The organism is Bacillus sp. WMMC1349 (assembly GCF_013155385.1).
GTDB lineage: Bacteria > Bacillota > Bacilli > Bacillales > Bacillaceae > Bacillus.
This window is the reverse complement of record NZ_JABJUQ010000007.1, coordinates 2,822,501-2,837,073: the sequence shown is the minus strand read 5'-3', so window position 1 is coordinate 2,837,073 and position 14,573 is coordinate 2,822,501. Positions and strand designations below refer to the sequence as shown.

12 protein-coding genes, 1 rRNA gene and 1 riboswitch (1 of these 14 cut by a window edge) are annotated in these 14,573 nt (G+C 42.9%); of the genes, 3 read left to right on the top strand and 10 right to left on the bottom strand.

The features are described from left to right. Window positions 1-28: 28 nt before the first annotated feature. From HOO54_RS16945 to HOO54_RS16925, 5 genes are all read right to left on the bottom strand, one after another. Window positions 29-514 carry a DinB family protein gene (locus tag HOO54_RS16945; RefSeq protein ID WP_172297288.1) on the bottom strand — a complete coding sequence of 162 codons (486 nt, stop codon included), beginning with the start codon at window positions 512-514 and terminating at the stop codon, window positions 29-31. 57 nt (window positions 515-571) lie between these two features. Continuing rightward, the gene (locus HOO54_RS16940; RefSeq protein ID WP_172297286.1) at window positions 572-1,891 is read right to left on the bottom strand and encodes a TrkH family potassium uptake protein; all 1,320 of its coding nucleotides are present in this window, start codon (window positions 1,889-1,891) and stop codon (window positions 572-574) included. Window positions 1,892-1,893: 2 nt separating this feature from the next. Beyond that, window positions 1,894-2,550 (bottom strand): potassium channel family protein, encoded by a 657-nt coding sequence (locus HOO54_RS16935; protein ID WP_172297284.1) that lies wholly within the window; start codon window positions 2,548-2,550, stop codon window positions 1,894-1,896. Window positions 2,551-2,654: 104 nt separating this feature from the next. Continuing rightward, window positions 2,655-3,302: a pyroglutamyl-peptidase I gene (gene pcp / locus HOO54_RS16930; RefSeq protein ID WP_172297282.1), complete on the bottom strand. Its 648-nt coding sequence runs from the start codon at window positions 3,300-3,302 to the stop codon at window positions 2,655-2,657. Window positions 3,303-3,349: 47 nt separating this feature from the next. Further along, window positions 3,350-3,538: a hypothetical protein gene (locus HOO54_RS16925; RefSeq protein WP_172297280.1), complete on the bottom strand. Its 189-nt coding sequence runs from the start codon at window positions 3,536-3,538 to the stop codon at window positions 3,350-3,352. Window positions 3,539-3,714: 176 nt separating this feature from the next. Between HOO54_RS16925 and HOO54_RS16920 the strand changes: the two genes are divergently transcribed. After that, window positions 3,715-4,698, top strand: a complete 984-nt coding sequence (locus HOO54_RS16920; protein ID WP_172297278.1) for a processed acidic surface protein — start codon at window positions 3,715-3,717, stop codon at window positions 4,696-4,698. A gap of 67 nt (window positions 4,699-4,765) precedes the next feature. Beyond that, window positions 4,766-5,305 carry a class D sortase gene (locus HOO54_RS16915; RefSeq protein ID WP_172299653.1) on the top strand — a complete coding sequence of 180 codons (540 nt, stop codon included), beginning with the start codon at window positions 4,766-4,768 and terminating at the stop codon, window positions 5,303-5,305. A 196-nt stretch (window positions 5,306-5,501) separates the two neighbouring features. On the opposite strand, the gene thiT is transcribed toward HOO54_RS16915, so the two are convergent. The 5 genes from thiT to HOO54_RS16890 form a co-directional block, all read right to left on the bottom strand. Beyond that, window positions 5,502-6,074, bottom strand: coding sequence for an energy-coupled thiamine transporter ThiT (gene thiT, locus HOO54_RS16910; protein ID WP_172297276.1), 573 nt, complete (start codon window positions 6,072-6,074; stop codon window positions 5,502-5,504). 95 nt (window positions 6,075-6,169) lie between these two features. Then, window positions 6,170-6,268, bottom strand: a riboswitch (TPP riboswitch). 534 nt (window positions 6,269-6,802) lie between these two features. Next, complete coding sequence (locus HOO54_RS16905; protein WP_172297274.1) at window positions 6,803-8,776, bottom strand: hypothetical protein; 1,974 nt, start codon at window positions 8,774-8,776, stop codon at window positions 6,803-6,805. Window positions 8,777-9,095: 319 nt separating this feature from the next. Next, window positions 9,096-9,452 (bottom strand): hypothetical protein, encoded by a 357-nt coding sequence (locus HOO54_RS16900; protein ID WP_172297272.1) that lies wholly within the window; start codon window positions 9,450-9,452, stop codon window positions 9,096-9,098. Beyond that, window positions 9,449-10,141 (bottom strand): ABC transporter ATP-binding protein, encoded by a 693-nt coding sequence (locus tag HOO54_RS16895; RefSeq protein WP_172297270.1) that lies wholly within the window; start codon window positions 10,139-10,141, stop codon window positions 9,449-9,451. The genes HOO54_RS16900 and HOO54_RS16895 overlap by 4 nt, the downstream gene beginning before the upstream one ends. A gap of 1,020 nt (window positions 10,142-11,161) precedes the next feature. Beyond that, a complete protein-coding gene (locus HOO54_RS16890) occupies window positions 11,162-11,539 on the bottom strand; it encodes a lactococcin 972 family bacteriocin (RefSeq protein ID WP_172297268.1) in 378 nt (125 codons plus the stop codon). 1,505 nt (window positions 11,540-13,044) lie between these two features. Here HOO54_RS16890 and HOO54_RS16885 point away from each other — a divergent pair. Then, window positions 13,045-14,573: ribosomal RNA gene (locus HOO54_RS16885) — 16S ribosomal RNA — on the top strand (it continues 21 nt past the right edge of the window).

Here is a 14,573-nt window from a genome sequence, read left to right as displayed (position 1 = left end):
AAAGCGAGCCAATTCCCAAATGTCTTCTTTAAGATAACTTTTCTTTAATTTCCCGGATCTGATGAAGATGGCGTATTTCATGGTGGCCGATAAAATCAATCCACTGGCTGACGGTTAGTTCTTCAAAAATGGGATGAGGCAGTACCTTTTGGACATCTTTTTTATCGAATGTTGAGATCACTGAGTTTAGCTGTGTTCTGACATAATCCAACTCATTTTTGATTGCCTGTGCATCAATCGTTTTTCTTTCAGGCTCAACGAAAGAAGGTGCTTTTCGTTTAGAGCGTCTATCTTCCGAGTCTTTAACTGGTTTTTCTTCAATTGGTTTGACCGGTGCATCAGGAACTTGCTCTTTAAACAGTTGAAGCGCTACTAAATCGATTTTTTTCAAGTGATCAAGCACTTCTTGAATACTCCATTCTTCCAGTGCTGGTCTTTTAGTCAAATCATGATCTGACAGACCTTGAACTTCGCTCCAAAGTTCTTTTCTTGCTTCATGAAAAATGCTGCTCATCAATATCCCCTCCTGTTTTCATTTTATCATAAAGCAGAGAAGGGTAAGGGAATAGCATTATCCGGTCAGAATGTCTTCGCTTGAATAGCGAAGCTTGTCCTGCTGCGGTTTTGCTAGTGAAAAGGCCAATGTTAAAGGTCCTAACTTACCTAAAAACATAATAAAAACAATCAAAATCTTTCCGATTGTCGAAAGATCGGCGGTCATTCCCATTGATAATCCAACTGTACCGAATGCAGAAATCACTTCAAATAAAATTTTTAAAAATCGTTCTGGTTCGGTTATGTTTAAAATGAAAACTGTTAATAAAATAAATAAAATACTAATGGTCGAGATCGCCAAAGAGCGGATGATCAATTTATCTTTAATCGTTCTACGGGCGATTGAAATATGACTTTGCCCTTTTAAGAACGAGCGAACGGAGAGAAGAATGACTAAAAATGTTGTCAGTTTGATTCCTCCACCAGTTGAACCGCTTCCAGCCCCGACAAACATTAATAATAACATGAGTGTAAGTGTACTATCATGTAAGCTTCCAATATCTAAAGTGTTAAATCCAGCTGTTCTTGGTGTTACAGCTTGAAAATAAGACCCCCACAACTTACCGCTTAATGGAAGTGACCCAATCGTCTTTTGATTATGGTATTCAAGCGAAAAGATGATCATCATCGCTATTATATTAATGACCACCGTTCCGATGATCATTAATTTTGAATGAAGGCTTAAGCTTTTGAAACGTCGCTTATGCCATAAATCAGATAATACCGTAAACCCCAGTCCACCGATGATAAACAATCCAGTAATCACAATATTGACAAGCGGGTCACTTTGATAGCGCATAAGATTATCGCGCCATAAAGAAAAACCAGCATTATTAAAAGCTGATATAGAATGGAATATGCTATGAAATAGACCAGCTCTAAAGCCGTATTCAGGAACCCATTTGAAGGCTAAAATCATCATGGCGATCATTTCAATTGTAAAAGAATATATAAATAAATTTTTGATTAATTTAATGACACCGCCTAAAGATGTCTGATTAAGCGATTGTTGGATAAGGATTCTTTCTTTCAAGCCAATTTTTTTCCCGAGCATCATAAAAATAAGTACAGCAAAAGACATAATTCCTAAGCCGCCGATCTGGATCAGAAAGAGAATGATGATCTGACCAAATAAAGTATAATCTGTTGCTGTATCAATAACAGTTAAACCTGTTACGGTCATGGCTGAAGTTGCCGTGAATAATGCATCTACCCAACTTACGCTTTCTGGTGTTGCAATCGGCACTTTCAACAAGAGAGTTCCTAACAAAATGAAAAATAAGAACACAAGTACAAGTAATTGAGATGGGTTTAATTGAATCAATTTAAACTTCATCTTTAATCTCCCTTTTTTTCAAACATTTCAATGTCCTTATTTCGCCCAATAACAATTAAAATATCGTTTTTATAAATGATGTCTTCTGCACTTGGTGCAACAGTAAAGTGATCCTGTCGTTTAATCCCCACGATATTGCACCCATAATTGGCACGTACATCTATTTCGCCGAGGCTTTTCCCATCTAGTTTGTCTGTAGCAACAATCTCAACAATACCGTAATTTGGTGAAAGCTCAACATAATCGATCATTTTTTCTGAAGTAATATGACTGGCAATTCGTTTCGCCATATCTTTTTCAGGATGGATGATTCTGTTGACACCAATTTTATGAAGGACTTTTTGATGATAATCATTTTGTGCTTTTGTCCACACTTGTGAGACCCCCATTTCAATTAGTAGCAGTGAGGTTAAAATGCTCGCCTCAATATCATCTCCTAACGAAACAAACGCATGGTCAATGTTTCGAATTCCGATTTGTTTTAACGTGTTTTCATCAACAGCATTGGCACAAACAGTATATGTAGCATAGGCTGAATACTCGTTTACTTTCTCTTCTGATTTATCGATTCCAATAACTTCTGTTCCTTTTTCATGAAATGCTTTTACAAGACTGCCGCCGAACTGACCGAGTCCGAAAACGGCATATGATTTCTGCATCCTGCTCATCCTTTAGGTGTTTTTTTGTTAGTGTAGACATTTTTTTCTGAAAAACACGTATGGATTTATTTTGAGGTGGGGAAAAAAGAAGGAAAGGCGGGGAGTCAGCAAAGTGAGCCGCCTGATTCACGTATGTCTATGTCATGACTGGCCGCCGTGACTGCAGCAATTCGCAATCCATTGATCATCATGTCGAGACTGAGGCTTGGTTCTTTTTTATCAGTCGTTTGTTCAGGTAGGAATGGAATATGGATAAATCCGCCCTTAATCATTGATTGAGATCGATCAATGAAATGCATTAACTGATAAAATAAATGGTTGCATACAAAAGTTCCGGCAGAATGAGAGATCGATGCCGGAATACCGTGTTCTCTCATCTGTTTTACAATTCGTTTAATGGGAAGGGATGACCAGTAAGCATTTGGCGCATGATCAGAAATTTGTTCATCAACTGGCTTCTGGCCTTCATTATCAGGGATACGGGCATCATCAATATTAATCGCGATACGCTCCGGTGTGATATGTGGTCTTCCGCCAGCTTGTCCCACACAAATCACAACGTCAGGACAATGCTTTTGGATCGCTTTTTCCAAGACAATGGCTGATTGGTGAAAAACGGTCGGAACTTGTTCAGCAATAATGAAAATCTCATTTATTGTCTCTCCGTGAAGTTGTTTAATGGTTTCCCATGATGGATTGATCGATTCTCCGCCAAAAGGATCAAAACCTGTTAGTAATACTTTCTTTTTCATAAGACCACTCCTTTCATTATTGAATTCGCCACATCTATTAACAATTCCTATATTGTCATCTTCCAAAAATAATGAGAGAAAAAAGCAAAAATGACACCGAGCGGAATAGAGGAGATCATTGTTGTCCCGTTAACCATTCCGTCAGCTTCACTGATTTTCAAAGCTTCCCTGTACCCTATTAAAAAATGGAAGATAGATAAAAGATAACATAAGAGCATCATATAGTAAGGGTTCACTTTTATACCTCCTCTTTTAAAGCTTTACTATATTACATTCAATAGAGATAAAGATTATGACTTTTAACAAAAAGAGAATGAAATATTATAGATGAAAAAAATTTCAAATACAATACATGTTTTTTGAAATAATTCCATTATAATCAAAAGATAAGGTTAACTTAGGGGGATATAAAATGAAAAAACTAATATCAATATTGATGTGTGTATTATTGTTAGTACCAGCTGGACAAGCTTTAGCTGCACCCAAACAGACAGATCTTAATCAATATCTTGAAGAAATTGGAATGACAGAAAAAGAACTTAATGACTATCTGCAAGACACATATGATGAAAGCATAAAAAGTTTTAAATCAACTGAAGATTTAAGAAGTTTTTTGGGTGAAAGACTGACTAAAAAACGACTTGCTTCATATTTAGAAGAATATGGGTTAAGTGAAAAAGAAGCGATTGAACTTTTCGTTGAAAATGGAATGATGGAACGGGAACAACAGATACTTGATGTGTTTATTTTTGAGAGTGAACTAGATCATGCTCTTTTAGCTGTAACACACGGAGATGATGATCTTGATATCGACAATCTTTTTCAAGAAATTGGGGTTGATGACCAAGAATGGGGGAGACTCGTCAACCATCTTCGCAATGTTCGCGATAAAAATCCGAATCTTGAACATGACCTCATGGCACTTGGAGAGCGGCTTGAAGCAGTTGCTGATTTTGAATCCGTATCAGAACTGTCAGCACATGATATTGCTGAAATGCTGTCTGTTTTGAACGATCTTCAGAAAACACTTGAAGTGAAAACAAAATATTATTTAGTCAAAAACGGTAAGAAAAAAGAAGTGTCTTTGACCACTTTAGTTCATCCACGCGATTTGAAGGGGAGCAGTCTGCTTGTTAAGGTGTATAACGTTCAAGGGAAATTCCTTGCGGATGTTCTGCTTACACCTCAAATGATTGGGTCAGATTTTATTCATGATACAGGAAAAAAAATAAAACAAGCGAAGACTGCTGTCAAACATCATGCAAATGTGAAAAAGACGGTAAAAGGTGCAAAGCTGCCTAAAACGGCGGGACATTATGCAGAATGGTCAATCATTGGCTTATTATTGATCATTGGCGGATATTTTCTCATCAGGAGACTTCGCAAAGCAGCATAGTATGGATGAGGAGTGAAATGAAATTAGAGCATCTCGAAAAAGCATCATATTGTTTGTAGCTGTTGCAATGATTATGGTTGGACTGTATTTTACCACTACCAATTTATTTAAGCTGTTACATGGTTATGTCCTTTTTTCACAAATGAAAGATGAAAAGACCTCCGTTCAAACTAAACATAAAGTGCAGCCAACAATTGACCAGACGTTTAAAAAAGGTGAAATGATCGGTGAGCTTGTGATTCCAAAAATGAAGGCAAAGCTTCCCATTTATCATGGAACTGATGAAAATGAACTGCAAAAAGGAGTCGGGCATTTTGCGGGTTCTGTTCTACCTGGTGAGGCTGATAATTCCGTGTTATCAGGTCACCGCGATACCATTTTCAGAAAGCTTGGTCAAGTGGGGAAGGGGGATCGGTTAATTGTGAAGGCGGCTTACGGAACTTTCACGTACAAAGTAAAAAAAGTTCGGATTGTTGAGGCGGATGATCGAACAGTTATTGTTCCAAAGCCGAGAGCAACGTTAACTGTTTCAACCTGTTATCCGTTTGATTTCATCGGTTCAGCACCAAAACGTTATGTATTGGTAGCTGACTTAATAGAATCATAAAAAGGGGTTATCCTGAAAGTCGTGTGGATGAATAAAAATTGGGGAATTTGCTCGCTTTCCGCGGGCGATCCGCGAGCCTCCTCGGAGCTCGTTCCTTGCTCCTCTTGGGTCTCGCCTGGCTCGCTGTTTCCGCAGGAGTCTCGCAATTCCCCCTGATTTATGTTGAAAAAGGACTTTTTAGACAGCTCCTTTTGCGTTATCGGTGTTGCAAAAGTCTCGGCGCTGTCAGTAGCAATAAGCCCAAGACAACTGCGCAAACAACAAAAGATGGAAGCATATATGTTCCATTATAAATAAATGAATAAAGCCATACAGGTGTCCCTTTAGGTGCATACTCTCCAAAAAAGACGACACCACTAATCAGGTGGGCAAGAAACTTTAAAAAGCTCCCGCAAAAGACCCCAATTGCTACATAAGTCATCACTTTTTTTGTCCGTTTTTCCAATGAAGCTTTTCGAATGAGTCCTGCGAACAGCCCGCTAATTCCTATGACAGTGCAGGCGATAAAATAATCAAGAAAAACTTGAATAGGTTGGTAAACATGCAGGTTTGCAGTAACAAACTGCATAATCCCAGTTAAAAATCCGGTTGTCAAGCCGGCCTTCACTCCTCGTCTAAAAGAAATCAAAAAAATTGGAATCATCATGATTGCAATCGAGCCGCCTTGGGGCATTTTTAAAAACATTCCAGAAATCGTATCCAAAATAATGGCGATTCCTGTCATCATTGCAATTTCAATCAGCTGTACAAGTTGTTTTGAATGATTCATAGTTCCCCTCACTTTTGATGAACAACAAGGGAAAACAAAAAGCAGTGCGGGGGAAGGTGCAGAAGTTTCCACGCACTGCTTTTTATGCAGAGGTATATATCACTTTGCCACATCCCTACGCTAGCGTTAACTAACAGGTTCAAAGGGTCAGAACAATGTTCACTCTCAGCCTGAAGGCTCCCCTTGTGGTCATCAGAATATTTAATTATATTTTACTATACTAGAAAAAAATACAGCCGACAAGTCATTTTGCAAAGTTTTAAAAGCTTACAAAAACATATAATTTAGAAGTTGGTTTTAGTGTGTTGTTATGCTTGAGAAAGTCATGATAAATCTGTTTCCATTTTCGACACCATCTGGCTGTTTTACCGGTATTCGAACAGGGGAGAAAGTCGACACGAAAAGAGAATTAAATTTACTGCCTCTATTCAGGGTCTGATTTAACGAACGAGAGGATATCCTTAAAAATTATATCTATAGCTTGTCCAAAACGTTGAACTTAGTTTTGTGAGTTTTTCTGCAATCAATTTGTTTGTCGGCGTCGAACAGAATACACTAATCTACTAGGAGAAACAGCTCAAGGCAGTACAAGAGTGTAGTTTTCCACATCCGCTCAGACTATTAAGGGATATCATAATTCTGGGCATGAAACGAACGGCCCACCGTCAAACACGGACCGCTCGCCAATTGAAACGCCTTAGGCTTGAATCATCATCTCTATCCACCAATCAAATTCGGCGTCTACTGACGCTATTGAAACACCAACGTGTGGCAAACAGATGGCTCAGTGGCACAACAAGTAACCCATACACCGCCGCCACAACTACAGCCCAAATCTCATCAGGCCTTTGGAGCAAGACAACGACGCCCACGAGACCAACCCCAGCAAGCAATTCCTTGGCAACGCGGCTTTGGAGAATCTGCACCCATGATTGGCCTGCCACCCGTAGCGGGAAGTCACGCTTAGCCTGTAGCATTGCGGTAATCATCGCACTGATCGCAGCAGCGACAGTGAAAGCAATAACCAATGCAATTAGCGCAAGATTCAGCAACCACACAATGTATGCTGCGAATTGCGCCTGAAGAATCCCATCTTCGGCAACATAGACAACATTTAGTTCACCTTTAATACCACGATCGCGCAACGCCTTCACGTCGAGACCATGTTTCTTTAGCAATTGTTGTGTAGGAGTCACACCGGTGAACATGATATTGCTACCCGAGACCATGGATGTCAAGGTAGAATCGTTATAGGTATCGTAGAGCGAGGGCACGACAACGACCAGAACATCGTCCGCAAAGTGAAGCCTTTCGCCCCCTCCTCCTTGGGCCACCGGCAGCTGGAACCCGCCGGTCGGCCGCAAGAACTTGAACTTTGCGAACCGATCATCGGAAAGCTTTTTCCTCGACAAAAGCTCAGCCTCTTCTCGAATCATTTTGACAAGCTCATCTGAAATGCTGTGGTTAGGTACAGATGTAACAGCTTTTTGTGGTGCACCTGTGGTTACTAGATCAAGCCAACGCTGATTTACGAAAGAGATAGCCGAGTACTCTCCAAAATCGACCGGCATTTGCATTTCTTTAGTGTATGTGTAGGAAAGAGCAACCTTATCAAGCGATTCAGCATCCTTCACCAGTTTGCCAATCCGAGGCTCCATGTGGTCCATCTCGTTAACGTCTGTCGCGAACACAATGGCGACCTGATCTGAGAGTTTCTTCCACTGAGCCATCTCAGCAGCCATAGCGGATGAGTGTTTGTATGCGGACCAAGCAGGCCCAGCCGCAGCCACCACCAGAAGGAACGTTAGCGCCTGGATCACGATCGCCGCCGAACGCAGGCTCTTTATTGCCGGTTGTCTGGTAGCAAGCATAGTAGCGCTCGGCCAAGCAGAGGCTGACATGATAAGCGCAGCGAGCAGGGATACAGCGATGACGGCGACCTGCAGGCTTACCAACACCTTGAGAAAGGTACCAACGTACACCCAGCCATGAAACAAACCTACATACCCCGCTGCAGCCAATGCTACGACACCCGCTGAAAACAGCAGCGCACCCCCGAACCCAGCCAGATCCTGCATCTGGATACGCACGGTCGGGCATCCGCCAAGAACCCGGAGGGCTCGCCCTCTCGCCTTCAGTGACAACCAGAACAACGCCAGCGTTGCAATCAGCGCAAACGCAGCAAGAATGGCGGCAGTAAATCCTCTTTCCCGCACCACGAATTCAAGGCTGTTAAAAATTGAAGCTTCCCCGCGGTCAACCTTTACGCCTGCCCTTTTTAGCGTGTCTTCGAATTCACTCAAGTGAGCACTTTTGCCGGTTACGAGATAGAATCCATCTGGATAGGAGGTGGTTAGTCGTTCTTTGCCGACAATTTTCCCTACACCTTCGCCACCAAACCAAGTAAATTCGGCGGGAAGATTTCCATCGTTAAGTGCTACGAATATCTGACCATCGCCGTCGTTGGCCAGGTCCGGCGCGACTTTTACCAGACCAAGATCCCAGCGTGCATCAAGCTTCTCCAGCTTCTCAAACGCTTCAGTGATAGAAAACCCTGATTCGCTGAAGTTGAGGCTAACCCTGTTCTCGACACCAATGGCCTGCGGATAGTCTCGATCATATAGGTCGGTGATGATCGCCGCCAGTAGCGCGAGTAAAGCAAACAACGCGCCCGCGACAGCTGCTACAATACGTTTATACACGACTAGGTCCTCCAGAACTATTTGAAACTCGCCATACTAGACCCCAGGTATCGCGACGGGTATCGCCGGGGCCTAGCGTAATTTCCTTCATTAGAGAATCATGTTTTCCCATTTTGTTCCTCCTCATTCATGCGACGATTTTCGGTCAACATTTTTAATCTTCAACTAATATGTCACCGCTATCTACCATTACAAAGGCTCCATGATGTACAGCCGGCCAACGTGATCAGCGTCAGGTTCGCTTGACGATATAAGTGAACTAGCCTTGCGCACAAGCGGTAGACAGCGCTGCAACGAACTAGCTGTGCAGAAATCCGCACTAGCGCTTCACCAGATGCACAGGAACCCCAAAGCCGTTGCGGCGGCTGAGTAGGTCGGAGATGGTGTCACGCTCGGATTTCGAACCATATCTGACCATGATCAGCCCTCGATTCTGGTCATCAGGACACGGCTTGCCTACTTCGATATCAATGCTATCACCAAGCGATTTGATCTCCTCGGCAAGGTCTTGATGTCTGGTGAGTGCCGCATTGGCCTCTGCTACAGTCGGCAGCTTGTCACACGATGGATGCGTGTCTCTTGATAATGGGATCCAACCGTTTAGGAGCGCAGCTGCCCCTACTATCAGCAGTAAGCCAACAACGACACCGATCATGATTTTAGAGGATGATTTCATGAGGATCCTCCTAAACTAGTAGGATCGCTAGTCGATGAATGGTGTGACGCACTGTTGGAACCGACCTTATGCTCGGCTCCACACGCATTGATCATTTCAGAATCGTGCGTCGATACAATGACGGTACGGCCACGCGCAGCGAAATTCGCAAATAAATCGATGACCATACGCCTATTAGCTGTGTCGAGTGAGGCGGTGGGCTCATCGACGAATAGGAATGCAGCGTCCTTATAGATGGCACGAGCCAGTGCGAGTCGCTGCTTCTCACCCCCACTCAGGTGACTGGCCAACTCACCTTCTCGACCCTGGAGACCTGTCTGCTCGAGTACCTGTGCCAACCGTTCCTGGTTTCCCGTGACACGTCGTCCTAGGACGCTCGCCTGCATGGTCACATTGAAGGCAACTGTCTCCTCATCCATGATGCCGTAATCCTGAAGTATGAACGCCGCGTGATCACGCCAGAATCTGCGCCGTGCCGCAGTGCCGTAGCTTGTGACATCGTCTCCGTTGATCAAAATGCGTCCCTGATCCACAGGCAACAACAGCCCGAGGCAGTGCAAGAGGGTGGTCTTCCCACATCCGCTTGGACCAACAAGGGCTGTCATGATTCCGGGCGTACAACGAACGGTCTCATTGTCAAGCACGGACCGCCCACCAATTGCTACTGAAATGCCTTGGGCTTCAATCACATCTGCACCTCCAATCAAATTTGATGTCTACTGAGGACATCGCCAACACAGCAAATGTCGCCTTTATTGTTTGGCTTAAGTTTTTCCTCATTTGCCTATAAAAAACGGGGGTCATTTATTTGATTCCTCCTTAATTGATTTGACTATTTTTACTCTTTTCGCTAATTTATCACCGCCACCTTCCATATTAGTACATAAGCGGTTTTTTCTTGTCCTTGTTGGTAGTGCCGTGACATCTTATTTCTTCCTTGTCACAAGCATCAAATCCTTTATTTATCAATACAATATATCCTTACCCCTTTTCAGTTGTTCTTATAAGGAAATGGGGCGCAAGGGGAACTTTGCTCCTTGTCGAACCGATTGATTAAAAGTACCAATTATAAGCTGGACGCGGTGTGTTGTTTTTTTCTTCCCTCTTGTTCAGACTTTTACATCCTAGTCGTCCCTGTTATTTATCTTAAAGAAGGGGGTATTTTAACCAAAGTCGAAGCCCACAGAGTACATGCATTGAGTCACATAAACTACGAACTAGATCTTGCGAAAGAATTCCTCCTCAAAAAGGAATGTTCCTGAGGTCACATTTAGTCACCTTTTTATAAATAATGTTCTTTCGTAGGGTAGCAAAAAGTATCTCCTTCCCATGCGATATATAGGAAGGAGAAATCAAAATAGGGTATTAACTCATGAAACTGTGATTCCGATAAAAACGACCAGATAGTAAATGCTTCTGGGAAAAAATATTCTCGCACCGACATGGCAGGTGGGCAGTAAGAGCAAGCTCATTTGATCTGTATGTTTTTATCTTTAAATTAAAGTAAAGAATATAGATTTAACTCTCTTGACAAATGGCCTGCGGAAAGTCTCACTTATATAGGTCAGTGATGATCGCATGCTAACAGCGTAAGTAGAGTGAAAAAACGCCCCACGCAACCCACTATAATATGCTTATACAAAAGCGGGACTCCAAGAGCTATCTGAACTCGCCCTATCAGACAATGGCAACAATCGGTATCTCCTTAATTAGTTGGTACGGTAATAGTAACGGCCCTTCAGACCAGGCGAATTTATGGTTCCGACATAGGCATTAGAGTAGCGCCCCGGAGCCGTGTCTATGCTCCTGTTGGTTTTTTCCACTTTGCCGTCGATAAGCTTTTGCACTGTTGAGCCGTGGATCTTCGTTGGATGGTTGTACTCGGAACGGAGCCCAGCGTTCACGAATCCGTACTTCCAAGTTCCCCCTTCAGATGGATACTGGTAGTGGTAACCCGGATTCACCCAGGCATATGCGGGCAACGTGGCAGCCCCTATCAAAGCGATAGACATCCCCAACACAGCGAACGTAGCTTTGACTTTTCGAGTTAAGGGTTTTCTATTTTTCTTATATGAAAGATTTTTCATTATTTCATTCCTCCTCTTTTACTCTATAAGCAAATTTGTCACTGTCCACCTACCATGTCAATGCGGGAAGGTTTTATTCTTGCCATTGTTAGTGGTACCATGGCATTCTAGCTTTTCTTTCATGAGTCTCAATTCCTTTTTATACCATTGATAATTTTTTTGGCTTGACCATGAACACGACTTGCTCACTTCGACCGCAAAATGCTTTTCACCATTTTGATCTCCTCGCGAGGCCTTGATGTTTGGCAAGTATCGCTGGACAGGTGCTTGTCCCTTACTGTAATTAAGCCAATATAAGCAGTCCCACTACCAGCAGTGAGAACAACAGAACTTATAACCTAGAGGCTGACTTCACGAGAACCCTCCTGGGAGATTTGATTCTAAACAGTACAAACGAAAAAAGTAAAAGGAGAACAACAATTCAAACCTTATGATAAAAGCAACTTTTATGTAGAACTGAGGGATCCTAACAAATTTCCCTAACCTCCTCGCTTTTAACTGAATTTATAATAATTGTAAAACGAAATAAGACAAATTCAAGAGGATTTGGAACACAATAAAAAATAGTAATATTTTCCTATTTTTTTAAAAAACATAAAATTCTTTGTGGAATACGTTTTGATGATATGAAAATTTGCAAGTTTACATTCACTTCGTCTATCATCTGATAATGAAACTCCGCGATTTCTATTTCGTCAGGTATTTTTATGTAACAGGGATTCAGCAATCTTGTAATAGTTGATATCTGGATTCAATGTGAAAGGAAAATTGTTTGACCTATACCATTTATTCAAATTATTCGCTATTTATTGATGAGCAATTTGATCAAGCAAAAGATACCTAATCTTTGCATTGTTCCTTATTTTTAATAGAGAAGAAAGGATGAGAAGATATTAAGGGGGGAATACGAATTTAGTTAAAATTTAAGTGTTTGAATCTACGACGCATCTGTAATTGGGGATTGATATAGATAAGTGGATGGATTGTAGATCAACTAAACATTCCAAAGTTTATTAATCGAGAGGGCGATTTTAAAGAATGCTTTAAAGGTATAATAAATGAGCCATTTTGTCGTAGAACTAAGAAAAAACATTTGACTTGGATTAAATTTGGAGAGACTTTCTTGTAGTAAAGGACTTGTACAATATGTACATTAGCCAAGTTCAAAACAGCCTTTTTTTATTAGGAAAAAGTTTCTTTTACTTTGATTATTATTTTTTTTAAAAAACTATTGTACAAATCAAAAATAGGTGGTATATTAATATTCGTCCTTAACAAGACGGCTTTATAAATAAGATTCACAAAAAACAATTAAAAAAGTATTGACATTGAATCTAATAGAATGTTATACTAATAAAGTCGCCTCTTCGAGAGGTGAAAATGATCTTTGAAAACTAAACAAGACAAAACGTACCTGTTAATTCAAGAAATAAGAAATACAAAGCACATTTAGTGCAAGTCAGGGCAGATATCGTCACAAGTGACGAACTTAATCTGCACTCCATTTTATGGAGAGTTTGATCCTGGCTCAGGACGAACGCTGGCGGCGTGCCTAATACATGCAAGTCGAGCGGACCATAGGGAGCTTGCTCCCGAAAGGTTAGCGGCGGACGGGTGAGTAACACGTGGGTAACCTGCCTGTAAGACTGGGATAACTCCGGGAAACCGGGGCTAATACCGGATGCTTGATTGAACCGCATGGTTCAATCATAAAAGGTGGCTTCGGCTACCACTTACAGATGGACCCGCGGCGCATTAGCTAGTTGGTGAGGTAACGGCTCACCAAGGCAACGATGCGTAGCCGACCTGAGAGGGTGATCGGCCACACTGGGACTGAGACACGGCCCAGACTCCTACGGGAGGCAGCAGTAGGGAATCTTCCGCAATGGACGAAAGTCTGACGGAGCAACGCCGCGTGAGTGATGAAGGTTTTCGGATCGTAAAACTCTGTTGTTAGGGAAGAACAAGTACCGTTCGAATAGGGCGGTACCTTGACGGTACCTAACCAGAAAGCCACGGCTAACTACGTGCCAGCAGCCGCGGTAATACGTAGGTGGCAAGCGTTGTCCGGAATTATTGGGCGTAAAGCGCGCGCAGGCGGTTCTTTAAGTCTGATGTGAAAGCCCCCGGCTCAACCGGGGAGGGTCATTGGAAACTGGGGAACTTGAGTGCAGAAGAGGAGAGTGGAATTCCACGTGTAGCGGTGAAATGCGTAGAGATGTGGAGGAACACCAGTGGCGAAGGCGACTCTCTGGTCTGTAACTGACGCTGAGGCGCGAAAGCGTGGGGAGCGAACAGGATTAGATACCCTGGTAGTCCACGCCGTAAACGATGAGTGCTAAGTGTTAGAGGGTTTCCGCCCTTTAGTGCTGCAGCAAACGCATTAAGCACTCCGCCTGGGGAGTACGGTCGCAAGACTGAAACTCAAAGGAATTGACGGGGGCCCGCACAAGCGGTGGAGCATGTGGTTTAATTCGAAGCAACGCGAAGAACCTTACCAGGTCTTGACATCCTCTGACAACCCTAGAGATAGGGCGTCCCCTTCGGGGGCAGAGTGACAGGTGGTGCATGGTTGTCGTCAGCTCGTGTCGTGAGATGTTGGGTTAAGTCCCGCAACGAGCGCAACCCTTGATCTTAGTTGCCAGCATTCAGTTGGGCACTCTAAGGTGACTGCCGGTGACAAACCGGAGGAAGGTGGGGATGACGTCAAATCATCATGCCCCTTATGACCTGGGCTACACACGTGCTACAATGGGCAGAACAAAGGGCTGCGAAGCCGCAAGGCTAAGCCAATCCCACAAATCTGTTCTCAGTTCGGATCGCAGTCTGCAACTCGACTGCGTGAAGCTGGAATCGCTAGTAATCGCGGATCAGCATGCCGCGGTGAATACGTTCCCGGGCCTTGTACACACCGCCCGTCACACCACGAGAGTTTGTAACACCCGAAGTCGGTGAGGTAACCTTTTGGAGCCAGCCGCCGAAGGTGGGACAGATGATTGGGGTGAAGTCGTAACAAGGTAGCCGTATCGGAAGG

What these genes read in the sequence shown, in the direction of transcription:
- pcp (WP_172297282.1), bottom strand. Translation starts at nt 3,302, where the DNA reads ATGAAAAAGAAAGTATTACTAACAGGTTTTGATCCTTTTGGCGGAGAA.
- HOO54_RS16890 (WP_172297268.1), bottom strand. Translation starts at nt 11,539, where the DNA reads ATGAAAAATCTTTCATATAAGAAAAATAGAAAACCCTTAACTCGAAAA.
- thiT (WP_172297276.1), bottom strand. Translation starts at nt 6,074, where the DNA reads ATGAATCATTCAAAACAACTTGTACAGCTGATTGAAATTGCAATGATG.
- HOO54_RS16940 (WP_172297286.1), bottom strand. Translation starts at nt 1,891, where the DNA reads ATGAAGTTTAAATTGATTCAATTAAACCCATCTCAATTACTTGTACTT.
- HOO54_RS16915 (WP_172299653.1), top strand. Translation starts at nt 4,766, where the DNA reads ATGATTATGGTTGGACTGTATTTTACCACTACCAATTTATTTAAGCTG.
- HOO54_RS16945 (WP_172297288.1), bottom strand. Translation starts at nt 514, where the DNA reads ATGAGCAGCATTTTTCATGAAGCAAGAAAAGAACTTTGGAGCGAAGTT.
- HOO54_RS16920 (WP_172297278.1), top strand. Translation starts at nt 3,715, where the DNA reads ATGAAAAAACTAATATCAATATTGATGTGTGTATTATTGTTAGTACCA.
- HOO54_RS16935 (WP_172297284.1), bottom strand. Translation starts at nt 2,550, where the DNA reads ATGCAGAAATCATATGCCGTTTTCGGACTCGGTCAGTTCGGCGGCAGT.
- HOO54_RS16900 (WP_172297272.1), bottom strand. Translation starts at nt 9,452, where the DNA reads ATGAAATCATCCTCTAAAATCATGATCGGTGTCGTTGTTGGCTTACTG.